General features: G+C 56.0%; 14 protein-coding genes. 7 read left to right on the forward strand and 7 right to left on the reverse strand.

Annotated elements, in window-relative coordinates; all coding sequences use genetic code 11:
- Positions 1-214 precede the first annotated feature (214 nt).
- Both LC417_RS07980 and LC417_RS07985 read left to right on the forward strand, forming a co-directional pair.
- Complete coding sequence (locus tag LC417_RS07980) at positions 215-388, forward strand: general stress protein (protein WP_010246636.1); 174 nt, start codon at positions 215-217, stop codon at positions 386-388.
- A gap of 96 nt (positions 389-484) precedes the next feature.
- A complete protein-coding gene (locus LC417_RS07985; protein WP_223565688.1) occupies positions 485-1,399 on the forward strand; it encodes a DMT family transporter in 915 nt (304 codons plus the stop codon).
- A gap of 4 nt (positions 1,400-1,403) precedes the next feature.
- On the opposite strand, the gene rutG is transcribed toward LC417_RS07985, so the two are convergent.
- The 6 genes from rutG to rutA are packed head-to-tail and all read right to left on the reverse strand — an operon-like array spanning position 1,404 to position 6,343.
- Entirely contained in the window at positions 1,404-2,732 is a 1,329-nt protein-coding gene (gene rutG / locus LC417_RS07990) for a pyrimidine utilization transport protein G (protein WP_201500339.1), read from the reverse strand.
- A 46-nt stretch (positions 2,733-2,778) separates the two neighbouring features.
- Positions 2,779-3,294, reverse strand: coding sequence for an NADH-dependent FMN reductase RutF (gene rutF / locus LC417_RS07995; RefSeq protein ID WP_029518970.1), 516 nt, complete (start codon positions 3,292-3,294; stop codon positions 2,779-2,781).
- 19 nt (positions 3,295-3,313) lie between these two features.
- Positions 3,314-4,123, reverse strand: coding sequence for a pyrimidine utilization protein D (rutD, locus tag LC417_RS08000; RefSeq protein WP_010669798.1), 810 nt, complete (start codon positions 4,121-4,123; stop codon positions 3,314-3,316).
- Entirely contained in the window at positions 4,123-4,518 is a 396-nt protein-coding gene (gene rutC, locus LC417_RS08005; protein WP_033766884.1) for a pyrimidine utilization protein C, read from the reverse strand. The genes rutD and rutC overlap by 1 nt, the downstream gene beginning before the upstream one ends.
- A 20-nt stretch (positions 4,519-4,538) precedes the next feature.
- Complete coding sequence (gene rutB / locus LC417_RS08010; protein ID WP_033767366.1) at positions 4,539-5,252, reverse strand: pyrimidine utilization protein B; 714 nt, start codon at positions 5,250-5,252, stop codon at positions 4,539-4,541.
- The gene (gene rutA / locus LC417_RS08015) at positions 5,252-6,343 is read right to left on the reverse strand and encodes a pyrimidine utilization protein A (RefSeq protein WP_010669800.1); all 1,092 of its coding nucleotides are present in this window, start codon (positions 6,341-6,343) and stop codon (positions 5,252-5,254) included. Before rutA ends, rutB begins: the two co-directional genes overlap by 1 nt.
- Before the next feature lie 306 nt (positions 6,344-6,649).
- Here rutA and rutR point away from each other — a divergent pair, with 306 nt between their 5' ends.
- The gene (gene rutR, locus LC417_RS08020) at positions 6,650-7,285 is read left to right on the forward strand and encodes an HTH-type transcriptional regulator RutR (protein WP_003849991.1); all 636 of its coding nucleotides are present in this window, start codon (positions 6,650-6,652) and stop codon (positions 7,283-7,285) included.
- 38 nt (positions 7,286-7,323) lie between these two features.
- Positions 7,324-8,298 carry a metal-dependent hydrolase gene (locus LC417_RS08025; protein ID WP_069026039.1) on the forward strand — a complete coding sequence of 325 codons (975 nt, stop codon included), beginning with the start codon at positions 7,324-7,326 and terminating at the stop codon, positions 8,296-8,298.
- Between the two features lie 47 nt (positions 8,299-8,345).
- Here LC417_RS08025 and cycA read toward each other — a convergent pair whose 3' ends face one another.
- Complete coding sequence (gene cycA, locus LC417_RS08030) at positions 8,346-9,740, reverse strand: D-serine/D-alanine/glycine transporter (RefSeq protein ID WP_022625909.1); 1,395 nt, start codon at positions 9,738-9,740, stop codon at positions 8,346-8,348.
- 286 nt (positions 9,741-10,026) lie between these two features.
- Here cycA and LC417_RS08035 point away from each other — a divergent pair, with 286 nt between their 5' ends.
- The 3 genes from LC417_RS08035 to LC417_RS08045 all read left to right on the forward strand — a co-directional run bounded on the left by LC417_RS08035 (position 10,027) and on the right by LC417_RS08045 (position 13,348).
- Complete coding sequence (locus LC417_RS08035) at positions 10,027-10,722, forward strand: extensin family protein (RefSeq protein ID WP_191922066.1); 696 nt, start codon at positions 10,027-10,029, stop codon at positions 10,720-10,722.
- 1,169 nt (positions 10,723-11,891) lie between these two features.
- Positions 11,892-12,614 carry a transcriptional regulator SdiA gene (sdiA, locus tag LC417_RS08040; protein WP_223565689.1) on the forward strand — a complete coding sequence of 241 codons (723 nt, stop codon included), beginning with the start codon at positions 11,892-11,894 and terminating at the stop codon, positions 12,612-12,614.
- 122 nt (positions 12,615-12,736) lie between these two features.
- A complete protein-coding gene (locus tag LC417_RS08045; protein ID WP_029518973.1) occupies positions 12,737-13,348 on the forward strand; it encodes an acyl-homoserine-lactone synthase in 612 nt (203 codons plus the stop codon).
- Positions 13,349-13,357: the final 9 nt, after the last annotated feature.

Consider the following 13,357-nt stretch of genomic DNA (forward strand, 5'->3'; position numbering starts at 1 on the left):
GTCGGGCAATAAATCAGCAGCTAATCGGTTGTAAGTCGGCAGAGTGTTCGTTGTTTAGCCAAATTTCTGGTGATTACTCTGTTGCTAAATGTGACTGGCGGACGAGTGAAAGGATAATCTGGCTATTATTTAAACATGGGCTGAGCTCGCGTTTCGGGCCGTCAGCCCTCTGTTTTTAATTCTTAATTATCGCACTACGCGACAGGAGCAAATCATGACAACACATCGTGGGGGTTCTGGAAATTTTGCTGAAAACCGTGAACGTGCCGCAGAAGCGGGACGTAAAGGGGGAAAAAACAGCGGCGGTAATTTTAAAAACGATCCGCAGCGCGCCGCGCGTGCCGGGGAGAAAGGGGGACGCAGCAGTCCTAAAAAACCGGACGCATAACCCCACACTGCCGCCGGTTGAGACCGGCGGTTAACGTCGTTGCTTTTCCCCCTCGCTCTCCCCACAATATTGTCCGGACACATTATCAGGTGAATTATGTCGGACACACTCCGCGGTTTAACCCTGCGCCTGACGCGGCAGGAGCTGGTATTACTTTTCATCACCATGATCTGGGGCGGCACCTTTCTGGTGGTGCATCGTGCGATGCAGCACTCCGGCCCGTTCTTCTTTGTCGGCCTGCGTTTTGCCACCGCCGCGCTGCTGCTGGCGCTCTTTTTCCGCCGCTATCTGGCAGGCATGACCTGGCTAGAGGTGAAAGCGGGTGCGCTGATTGGCCTGTCGATCGCCGGGGGCTATGGTCTTCAGACGTGGGGAATGCAGACCATCTCCAGCAGTCAGTCCGCCTTTCTCACCGCCCTCTATGTCCCTGTCGTGCCGTTGCTGCAATGGCTGTTTCTGCGCCGTCCGCCGGGATTGATGTCGTGGCTGGGGATTGTACTGGCGTTTACCGGCCTGCTGCTGGTGGCCGGGCCGCAGGATGGTCGCATCACTCTGAATGCAGGTGAAATAGCGACGCTGATCAGTACTCTGGCGATCGCCGCCGAGATCATCTTAATCAGCCGCTATGCCGGTAAGGTCGATGTGCGCCGTGTGACTCTGATCCAGCTGGCAGTGGCGTCGCTGTGTGCCTTTGGTCTGATGATCCCCAATGGGGAAACGGTGCCTGCCATCTCAACGCCGCTGCTGCTCAGCGCGCTGGGGCTGGGTGCGGCCAGCGCCCTGATTCAGGTCACCATGAACTGGGCGCAACGCAGCGTTTCGCCGACCCGCGCCACGGTGATTTATGCCGGGGAACCGGTCTGGGCCGGCGTCGTGGGGCGTATTGCGGGTGAGCGCCTGCCTGCGCTGACGTTGCTGGGCGGCGCGCTGATCGTCTGCGGGGTGATCGTCAGTGAGTTGCGGCTGAAACGAAAAAAAGCGGTGCAGCCTGCTGCCACACCGCTGGAGTAGGTCGTTAACCCTGCTGTCGCGCCAGGGGCTTGTCCTGCTTTGCCGCACTGCGTCGGCGCAGAATCGCATTGAGGATAATCGCGCCAAAGGTGGCGGTACCGATACCCCCCAGCGTGAAAGAACCGATTTTCAGCGCGAAATCACCGGCACCGAGCACCAGTGTGGTCGCCACCATGATCAGGTTACTGTTCTGGCCTAAATCAACATGGTTCTGTACCCAGATGCGGGCACCCGCTACCGCAATCAGCCCGAACACCACAATGGATGCGCCGCCAATCACCGGTGCCGGAATAGTGTGGATCAGCGCACCAAACTTCGGCGAGAAACCGGCGAGGATGGCGATGACCGCCGCGGCGACAAATGCCAGCGTAGAATAGACTTTGGTCACCGCCATCACCCCGATATTTTCGGCATAGGTGGTGACGCCACTGCCGCCGATCGAGCCGGAGAGCATGGTGGCCAGGCCATCGCCAACAAAAGCGCGTCCCATGTAAGGATCGAGATTGCGTCCGGTCATACCCGCCACCGCTTTCAGATGCCCGAGGTTTTCAGCCACCAGAATGATCGCCACCGGGGCGATAAGCACCATCGCCTGCAGATCAAAGGTGGGTGCAGTGGTGTGCGGCAGACCAAACCAGGCAGCCTGTGACAGCAGCGTAAAATCGACCGGCTTACCCAGCCCCAGACCGTTGGTCAGCAGTGCATAGATCGCCCAGGCCAGAATCAGGCCGACCAGAATCAGCAGTCGCTGAATCATCCCGTGGGTAAATACCGCTACCAGACCAATGCAGAGTACGGTCATCACCGCAACCCAGCTGTCGAATGACGAGGCGGAGACGCTGTGAACCGCAATCGGGGCCAGATTCAGCCCGATAGCCATCACCACCGCACCGGTCACGACCGGCGGCATCAGATTTTCAATCCAGCGCGTGCCGGACTTCATCACCACCAGACCAATCAGCGTGTAGAGCAGGCCGCAGGCGATCACGCCGCCCAGCGCCACGCTGAGATTGGAATTCAGCCCCTGACCACTGAAGCCGGTTACCGCAATGACCACGCCGACAAAGGCAGCGCTCGACCCGAGATAACTGGGCACCCGACCGCCGGTGATAAAGAAGAACAGCAGCGTGCCTATACCCGAGACCAGAATGGCCAGATTGGGATCCAGCCCCATCAGCAGGGGCATCAGCACCGTTGCGCCAAACATCGCTACCGCATGCTGTAAACCCAGCACCAGCGTCTGCCCCAGAGGCAGGGTCTCATCCGGGGCGATAATACCGTTTTCTGTTAATGCCGACTTCTTTTGCCATTGCGGAAACCAGGATCGTGCCATCGTCTACTCCAGAGCGTTATGAATGCCGGTGGGATTCAGGGAAGCGTTAACAGGCATCCTGCCGCAACAGGGGATGGTATCCCCGGTCAAACCACGCCAGACCGTGGGTGTCATCATTGCGCACTAACCCCACGACTTCGCAGAACAGCGTGTCATGCGTACCGACGCTGACAATCTGAGTGATGCGGCAGTCAAAGGACGCGACGGCGCCGCTCAGCACCGGCGAGCCGGTCACGGCCGTTGACCACTCAGCGGCAATAAAACGATCAGCCATTGGCGTTTTGCCGCCGAACAGATTGGAGAGCGTTTCATGGCCCGCCGCCAGCGTATTGACGCAGAGCTGCATGTTTTCGCGGAACACCGGGTAAACCGAGGCAGAGCGGTTAAGGCAGACCAGCAGCGTCGGCGGCGAATCCGTGACGCTGCACACCGCCGAGGCCGTAAAGCCTGCGCGTCCGGCCGGGCCTTCAGTGGTGATGATGTTGACCGCAGCACCCAGCCGCGACATCGCATTACGAAACTCAGTTTTCTCAACGGCAGGGGTAAGGGTATCCAGGCTCATCGTGTTCTCCGCGAAAAGGTTATCCGACGACGCGCTGCAGCGGCTGCACGTCATCAGTCTGATCCAGCCACTGCAGCAGCAGGGCATTAAAGTTTTCGGGGGCGGTGACGCTCATGGCGTGGCCGCCCCAGGCCATCATCTGTTCAGTCGCATTGGGCAGGGCCGCGGCCAGCTCAGTTGAGCAGCTCCATGGCACCAGCAGATCGTCCTGGCTGGCGATCACCAGCACCGGTTGTGGAATGGCAGCAGCCCGCGCGCTGAAGTCGGCGCTCATCAGGGCGTGCAGCCGCCGCATCAGATTTTCCATCCCCTGAAAATGTGCGACGTGATGGCTATCTTCCTGATCCAGCCGTGTCTGATGCTGTGCCATCCACTCCGCAGGATAGAGAAACAGCGGCTGAGCGCGGACAAATGCCTCGACGCCGACGTTGAGCAGCAGGTCCTGACGCACCTGAAAGCAGCGACGGGTATGGGGATGCAGCGTCAGCCAGCCATTGATCACCGCGATCCGTTCGATCCGATCCGGATAATCCAGCGCCAGCTGCATCCCCATCAGACCGCCCAGCGCGTGACCGATCAGGCTGAAGCGCAGGATGCCGTGCTGCGCCAGCGCGGCGGCCAGTTCCGCCGCCATCATCGCCATGCTGTAGCCTTCCGGCAGGCTGTCAGCGCTGCGACCGGTGCCGCGCTGGTCATAGGTCACCACGCGATAGCGTGCCGTTAGCGCGGCCAGCTGCGGCTGCCAGAAACCCGCCACGCCGCCCAGACCGGATGAGAGCACCAGTGTCGGTGCATCGGGATTTTGCAGACCCAGAATATCCAGCTGCATCAGACCTCCGCTTTGCCGATGTGCGCCACGCTGGCGATCTCAATCAGCGCATCAGGCTTGACCAGACCGCACTGAATACAGAAGCGCGCCGGTTTTTCGCCGGGAAAGAACTCGGCATAAACCTGATTCACCGCGGCGTAGTTCGACCAGTCGGTGATAAAAATCGAATTAAACGTCACATCGGTCATGCTGCCACCGGCGGTCTCAATCACCTTTTTAATGGTTTCCAGCACGTGGCGGGTCTGCGCTGCGGCATCACCCACATGCACCACGTTGTTGTCAGCATCAAACGGCAGCGTACCCGAGACATAGACCACACCATCCGCCAGCGTGCCGGGAACGAACGGGGCGATGGGGGTGGTGGTGCCTGGCGGAACAATAATACTTTTCGGCATAGCGTCGTCCTTATCGTGGATTAGCGGGCATTCAGGCTTTCGCAGAAGGTATCGACATCCGATACCCAGCCAAAAAAGGTTTCGATATTGAACAGGGCAGCCTGCTGAGCAAAGGGCGGGCCGGCCTGATAAGTGGCGTCTTCCAGCACCACGCCGAAGTACTCCAGAAAGAAGCCGTCGCGCAGCGTCGATTCAACGCAGACGTTGGTGGCGATGCCGGTAAACATCAGATGACGGATCCCGCGGCTGCGCAGCATGCTGTCGAGCGGGGTGTTATAGAAGCCGCTGTAACGTGATTTCGGCAGCACGATGTCACCGGGTTGCGGCACCAGTTCATCGACCAGCGCGTAATCCCAGCCGCCTTTTGACAGCAGCGACCCCTGCAGTTCAGGCCGTTTACGCATGGTTTTCAGGGCATTCGATTTGTGGAAATTGGGGGAACCGGCGTCGCCCGCTTCTACATAGTCACTGTCCCAGCCGTTCTGGAACCAGATGATCTGGACACCTGCCGCACGGGCTGCCGTCACCGCCTGATAGATTTTCGCAATCACCGGCTTGGTGGCGGAAACATCGAAGCCCGCCAGATCGAGATAGCCGCCTTCAGTGGCGTAGGCGTTCTGCATATCCACGACAATCAGCGCGGTCTGGCCAGGCGGAAAGGCGATCGGCTCTGGCCGCGCCGGCAGTTCAACCTGGGGAACATCCGGCGTGTGAGCACAATAAACGGTAGCCATCATGCCACCTCCTGCTGTGCGTCGAGCAGGGCGCTGCGACAGGCCATCAGCGGCTGAATGTGCTGCCCGAAGTTCTCGATACCCTGCAGGAAGTCATCAAACGTCAGCAGCACGCCGTGGGTGCCTTCGACCTGCGCAACCTCATCCAGCATCCGCGCCACGCTGGCATACGACCCCACCAGGGTGCCCATATTGATATTGACTGCCGAGGTCGGATCCGCCATCTGGCGCACATTGGTGTCGCTGCCCGATTTGGTGTCCTGCTGACTCTGAGTGGTGAGCCAGGAGAGCGCCTCTTCATCCGCACCGGCTTTGTAGTGTTCCCACTTCGCCCGCGCTTCTTCGTCCGTTTCAGCAGCGATGATCATAAACAGCACATAGGAGCCGACATCGCGGCCCGCTTTTTCAGCGGCCTGCTTCATGCGAATCGAGGTAGAGCTGAACGCGGCAGGCGTGTTAACACCTTTACCAAAGCAGAAGTTGTAATCGGCGTGCTGAGCAGAGAAGGCCATACCGGCATCGCTCTGTCCGGCGCAGATCACCTTCATCGGGCGCTGCGGCTGCGGACTCACCCGGCAGTCGTTCATGGTGAAGAACTCACCTTTAAAGTCCGATTTTCCGGTGCCCCACAGGTCGCGCAGCACGGTAACGTATTCGGTCAGATAAGCGTAGCGGCTGCTGAAGTACTCATCGCCAGGCCACATTCCCATCTGTTCATATTCCGGTTTCTGCCAGCCGGTCACCAGGTTGACGCCAAAGCGACCGCCTGAAATGGAATCGATGGTGGACGCCATGCGCGCCACAATCGCCGGAGGCAGCGTCAGGGTGGCGGCGGTGGCGTAGATCTCAATGCGTGATGTCACGGCGGCCAGGCCTGCCATCAGGGTGAACGATTCGAGATTATGATCCCAGAACTCGGTTTTTCCGCCGAAGCCGCGCAGTTTGATCATCGAGAGCGCAAAATCGAAATGGTAATGCTCTGCTTTCAGCACGATCGCTTTGTTCAGTTCAAAGGTCGGCATGTACTGCGGCGCATTGGACGAAATCAGCCAGCCATTGTTACCAATCGGAATAAAGACGCCTATCTTCATGTGAAACCTCGTTGCGATGGGGGAAAGGTGTTTCACGCGCTGCACTGCATCCTGCATCGTCCGTGTGGGCCGCGCTCAGTCACAATTCTGCAAACTGTGTGCCACTTTTTTTATTGTTTTATATAACAGTGAGTTAAAATTAACCCGAAAGAGGTAAGTGGAGTAACTGGTCCATTTCAGACCGTCTGGTCAAAATTCGCTGCACGTTTTCCATGCAGGCTGAGCAAAAAAGGTGCAGGGCGCGGATTGGGCAGCGATGAATCCCTTTGCTATGATGCGCTGACACCAGAAGGATGAGGTAAACGTGTGAATACCGATGAAAAAAAGCCAACGCGACGTTCGCGTGCGGTCGCAGCGAAGCGGGCCGCCATACTGGAAGCGGCATTAACCTTCTTCTCACAGTTTGGCATTCACGGCACCAGCCTCGATAAGGTGGCCGAGCTGGCCGATGTCTCTAAAACCAATCTGCTCTACTATTTTCCCTCTAAAGAAGTGCTCTATGTGGCCGTGCTTAAGCAGATTCTCGATGTCTGGCTGGCACCGTTGCGCGCGCTGGCGCACGATCAGGATCCGCTGGTCGCGATTCGGCGCTACATCCGGCTGAAGCTGGAAGTGTCGCGCGATCATCCTCAGGCTTCCCGGCTCTTCTGTCTGGAGATGCTGCAGGGTGCTCCGCTTCTGAAAGGGGAGCTGGCAGGCGATCTTAAGCAGCTGGTGGATGACAAAGCGGCAATTATTGAACGCTGGATTGATGAAGGACGACTGGCAGGCGTACAGCCGCAGCATCTGATCTTTATGCTGTGGGCCACCACGCAGCATTACGCCGATTTTGCCACTCAGGTTGAGGCCGTTACCGGCCAGACGCTCAGCGATCCGGCATTTTTCGATCAGGCTGTTGATAACGTGCAGCGCATGATCATCGAAGGGATTCGCGTACGCTAATTCAGGATACATTCACGGTTCAGGTACGGAGTTAATCAATGGATTCTGTTTCGCAGCTGGTGCTGGGTGCCTCAGTCAGTGTCGCAGTGATGGGACGTCGGGTACCGGTCTGGCAGGCCGCGCTGGTGGGCGGCGTCTGCGGCACCTTACCCGATCTCGATGTCTTTCTTGATCATGGCGATGCGATACGCAACATGACCCTGCATCGCACGGAAACGCATGCGCTGCTCTGGCTCACGTTGCTCTCGCCACTGATTGCATGGCTGGTGGCGGGTCTGTTTCGTCAGCGGGTGAAGTGGGCAGCATGGTGGCCTGCCATCTGGCTGGCGCTGATTACCCATCCGCTGCTCGATTTGATGACGGTGTATGGCACCCAGCTTGGCCTGCCGATCACCGATTATCCTTATGCCATCGGCAGTATCTACATCATCGATCCACTCTATACGCTGCCGCTGCTGGCAGGTCTGGGCGTCGCGCTCTGGCGGCGCAGTGATAAAGGGCTGCGCGGAAACCGGCTCGGGCTGATGCTGAGTACCCTTTATCTGGTCTGGAGTGTGGTGATTCAGGGCGTCGCAGGCTGGCAGATCAGAGCGTCGCTGGCGGAGCAGGGTATTCCGGACAATAAAGTGCTGGTGACGCCCACGGCCTTTAATACGCTGGTATGGCGCAGCGTGATTATGACGCCGGATCGCTATGGCGAAGTTTACTGGTCGCTGTTGTCGCCCTCACGGCCACTGCAGGTGGCGTGGTATCCGCGTCATCCTGAACTGTTCGACGCCTTTCGGGGCAGCTGGTATGCAGAACGTGTCGCCTGGTTCAGCCACGGCTTCTACGCGCTGCGGGAGCAGGACGGGCAGACGACGATTGCCGACCTGCGCATGGGCGAAGGCGATAAGTATACCTTCACCTTTGGTCTGGGCACGCCTCAGCAGCCCGATCCCCGGCCGCAGCGCTTACCTTATGAACGCCCCTCTTTATCCGCCATTTTCTCTGCGCTGGGCGATCGCCTGTAAAAAAAAAGCCCGGTCATCTGACCGGGCTTTTTTCATGATATTACCGATTAGCGGCTACGACGATTACGCAGCATCCAGCCGACACCCAGCAGGGCAAACCAGAGTGGCGTAACCATCAGCGCCTGGCGCGTATCTTCCTGCAGCGTCAGCAGCACCAGCACAAATGCGAAGAATGCCATGCAGACCCAGCACATGAATTTGCCCAGCGGCATCTTAAATGCCGACTCCGCATGGCGCTGCGGATGCTTTTTACGGTAGGCCAGATAGCTGCACAGAATGATGGTCCAGACGAACATAAACAGAATGGCCGAGACGGTGGTCACCAGCGTGAAGACCTTCATTACATCCGGGATCAGGTAGATCAACGCCACACCAATCAGCAGGCACAGGCAGGAGAAAAACAGGCCGGTAGTCGGCACCGCACGGGCAGAGAGTCGGCCAAAGGCGCGGCTGGCCACACCCTGCTGCGACAGGCCATAGAGCATACGGCTGGTGGAGAAGATGCCGCTGTTGGCTGAGGAGGCGGCAGAAGTCAGCACCACAAAGTTAACGATACTCGCAGCCGCAGGCAGACCAATCAGAACGAACATCTCAACAAACGGACTGCGATCGGCCATCACCTGGGTCCAGGGCGTTACCGCCATAATCACCATCAGCGCCAGTACGTAAAACATAATGACCCGCAACGGAATTGCATTAATCGCGCGCGGTAACACTTTATGCGGATTGTGGGTTTCAGCCGCTGCCGTGCCCACCAGTTCAATGCCGACAAAGGCAAACACCGCAATCTGGAAGCCGGCAAAGAAGCCGCTGAGGCCCTTCGGGAACATACCGCCGTGATCCCAGATGTTGCTGAGTGACGCCGTGCCGCCGCCCGGTGAGGGGTAGTGAATCGATACCAGCACAATCCCGGTTACGATCAGCGCCACAATGGCGACAATTTTAATGATCGCGAACCAGAACTCCATCTCGCCAAACAGCTTGACGGTGGCAATGTTGAGCGCCAGAAAAACCACCACGCAGAGCAGGGCGCTCATCCAGATCGAGAAGCCCGGAAACCAGAGCTGGAAATAGGCGCTGATTGCCACCACGTCGGCAATGCCGGTTACCACCCAACAGAACCAGTAGGTCCAGCCGGTAAAGTAGCCGGCCCACGGGCCAAGCAGATCAGCGGCAAAGTCGCTAAAGGATTTGTACTCAAGGTTGGAGAGCAGCAGCTCCCCCATGGCGCGCATCACAAAGAACAGCATAAAACCGATGATCATATAGACAAAAATGATCGAGGGGCCAGCCAGGCTGATGGTTTTACCTGAGCCCATAAACAGGCCGGTACCGATAGCGCCACCAATGGCGATCAGCTGGATGTGACGATTGTGCAGATTGCGCTGGAGTTTATCGGGCGTTTCGTGGGTGCTTGCGGTTTCTTTAGATTGATCAACCATAGAATTGTCTTTCCTGTCGTGATGTTGTGTTCAGCTCTGCTGGCTGTTAGTCAAGGCGTCTGCCTGAGGGCAAGTCGGCATAAGATAGAGGAAGAGAGCCGGAATCGGGTAACGCTTTTTTACCAATTGTGATGCCTGCCGTCCCGGAAGCGGCAATAAAGCGCGATTTTGTTCAAACCTTCGTCAGCCTGGGTAATTATTCATCACGTTATGTCAGTCAGGCGGCGTGAAGGGCGATGCGCTTCTACACTTTTTGTTTGCTAATCATCATGCTGCGAGAGGGACTATGCGCACGCTTATCCTGTTTTTGCTATTGCTTGCGCTGGGATGGGTCAGCTTACCCTGGCTTAAGCAGCATCTGCCGCCGCAGTTTAATCCCTTTACGCCACTCTCTGTTACCGATCCGCCGGGCTGGATGACGCAGATTAAGATGAAAAGGCTGGCCAGCGATCCTGACGCATGTCTGGCGGTGATGCGCCGCGCTCAACAGGCGGGCTGGGTCAGCTTCAGCGAGCGTCCGGACGTCACGGGTCACTGTCCGCTCAGTCATCCGCTGCGGGTTCAGAAATTTGGCCCTGTCAGCCTCAGCAGCAGCTTTCTGGCCAGCTGTCCTATGGCCGTCGCCAGCACCATGTATGCTCTGCGCAGTCGTGAACAGACCGCCAGAGAGATGCGCAGTCCACTGGTACGAATTACGCATGTCGGCAGTTACGCCTGCCGTAATATTTATCATCGTGCCCAGGGGCGGCTCAGTGAACATGCCACCGCCGATGCCTGGGATGTGACAGGCTTTCAGCTGGCTGATGGCCAGCGGCTTGAGGTCAATCGTCACTGGCAACAGCCGGAAGAAAAAGCGGCAATGCTTCATACGCTGTGGCGTGGCGGCTGTGAGGTATTCGGCAATGCGCTGGGGCCGGACTATAACGCCGCTCACGCCTCACATTTTCATCTGGGTATGCGTGGTGCAGGCTACTGCCGATAAATCATCAGACAGGATTAATACCGTGTTTGATTAAGAAATGTTCTTATGGTGCCAGTAAAACCCATCCAGTTATCATTGCTGAACCTGAACCCTTACTGAAATAGTCTGACAACAGGTCAGGATGCGCATAAAAAAGCCGATTTCAGGGCCATCTGTAAGAATAAAACGATGCCTGCGGGATAAAACCCATGTGCAGATTCTCAGCCTCATTTGCTCAGCGCCTGCTGGCGGCATGATGAAATTATTTCACGGTTGCGCTGGCAGAAATAAGGGAAAGGTATCGCATAAATAAAGCGTGCGTGATTGAGAAAAGAACGGATTTTTCCTGCAAATTTATTTTCATATGATTTAGTTGCGTGACTATCGGGAAAGTGATTTAACTGATTAAAATAGAGTCAGTGTTGAGCATTACGCCATAAATAGTGATCTCCGCCACGTATTGCGGTCAGACAGCAGAGTAAGTAAAGGCGACTTTTACGGACGCGCTGTCCTGGATCAGGTATTCGCAGTCAGATAAGTCGCTAAACCACAGCAGCATGTGAATCGACGGGCACAGAGCATGGTCGGGCAGGGGAGACCAGAAAAGGTTTATTAAACAGCACATCGTTACGCTTACAGGGCTGCCACTGAAAACCGGGACAGGTCTTTCACCGGCAAGCGCGTGGCGCGGGCAGCATGCCGGTTAGCTGCCTCAACAGACGCCACAGGGGCTGAGGGGTCGTCTGACGAAACCGGTCCTGATGCTGCAAAGAGAGAGCCGGGCTTATTTCCTGATAAAAAATATGTCAGAAATTTGTCACTGCCGCTTCGCTTATAACGGAGTAATTAACGCCTTGTTTACTCGTTATTTACCCAACAATCAGCATCGCGATTCAATATTTTCAGCAGACGTTTCGGGTCTGAGATAAAATTGCACTGGAGGTCAGGGATTGAAATCCTATCAGAAAAATCTTATTCTCCTGGGGTGATTGAAATTGCTGTGATCGGCCTCACCTTGTAAAGGCAGGAACACTTTTTCACTCCGCTCCAACGGTGAAAGGTTAAATGCGCTGTAGATCGCGACAGATTCGTCCTGAACGATAAATTAATTTTCTTCTGCAAATTTATTTTATCCGATGAATCCGAATGAATATTACCGGAAGGACGAGTGAAATTAACGCTGAGGCAATATGAGCACTGAAAATTATTTCGCCTGGCGACATGAAGCGAAAGAACAATTTCAGGCATTAACGGTTTCTTCTGAATTGAAGCCGTTATTGCAACAATTTACTGAATCATTAGGCTTCGATTATTTTGCCTTTTTGATTCAGCACCCGGTGCCTTTTAACCGACCGCGCATTCATTTACATAGCACCTATCCCAGATTATGGGTTAAACGCTATGAGAAGCAGAATTATTACGCTGTCGATCCGGTGCTCAGGTTGTGTCAGCGACCGGGCAAAGGCATGGCGTGGACGGAGGAACTCTTCGCCGACGCCGGCAATTTGTGGCGTGAGGCGAGAGAATATGGGCTGCAGAGCGGATTTTCTTGCTCTGCAATGGCACCAAATCGCGTCATTGGTATATTATCTATATCGTCGCAACAGCCCATTTCTGTCCAGCTCTGCCATGCTGAGCTGGAGGTGAAACTACACCTTTTAGCGGAACTAAGTCTGGATACGCTGGAACGCTTTAGCGATGATGCAATGATGGTACTAAAAAAAGAGTTTAGTCAGCGCGAGCTGGAAATTTTGAAATGGACAGCCGAAGGAAAAACGGCGGTCGAAATTTCACTTATTTTATCCATCTCTGAACATACCGTTAACTTTCACCAAAAAAATATGCAAAAGCGTTTCAATGTTTCCAATAAAACGCAGATTGCCTGCTATGCAGCGGCAATCGGACTGATCTGAACATAAAGGACTGGCTACATTTAGCCGTTCCTTTGCACAGGTCTGTTGTCTACCCTGCGCCGGGACTTTGCCAGGCTGGCGCAAAGAAATCATTGCAAACATGGGGATGTCAGAGGCGCATGATGAAAATAGTGCAAACGCAATTAAAGGATATGCCATCCTCTTTGCTTGCCGAACTCGGCAGCTACCGATACAGCGTCTTTGCGCGCGGCGAAGGGTGGTCAATTCCGCCGCGCCTGAGCACGCCAGGACAGGAATATGATCGCTACGATCGTTCAGATGTCACCTGGCTGATCGCATGGAATGCGCGGGAGGGCATCAGCGGCTGTGCGCGTCTGATGCCCTGGTTCGAACCTGAACTGAGTGAAGGCATCGTACTGCCTTTCAGCCATGAGAAAGTGTGGGAAATGTCGCGCTTCTCGGCACGGCTGGATGTGGACGCTGAACTGCCACTGAATATTCTCTGGCACGCCGTGCAGCTGGCAGAATTGAACGGTATGGAATACATCATCAGTTCGGCAACGCCGATGCTGGAGAAGATGTTTGAAGAGCATCAGGTGGTGTATGAGCCGCTGACGCCGGGACTTATTCTGTCAGAAGATAATCTGTTTGCGATCCGTATTCCGGTGGTTCAGCCAGCGCTGGCTGAAAAGTATCGGGGAACGCGGCGCTTTAGTCCGGAAGAGGTGCTGCCTACGCTGGGCGTTTCGGTTAACTGGCAGGCGCACAGTTAATTAATTTGC

The sequence above is a fragment of the Pantoea sp. OVA07A genome (genome assembly GCF_019969975.1).
Taxonomy (GTDB): Bacteria; Pseudomonadota; Gammaproteobacteria; order Enterobacterales; family Enterobacteriaceae; genus Pantoea; species Pantoea agglomerans.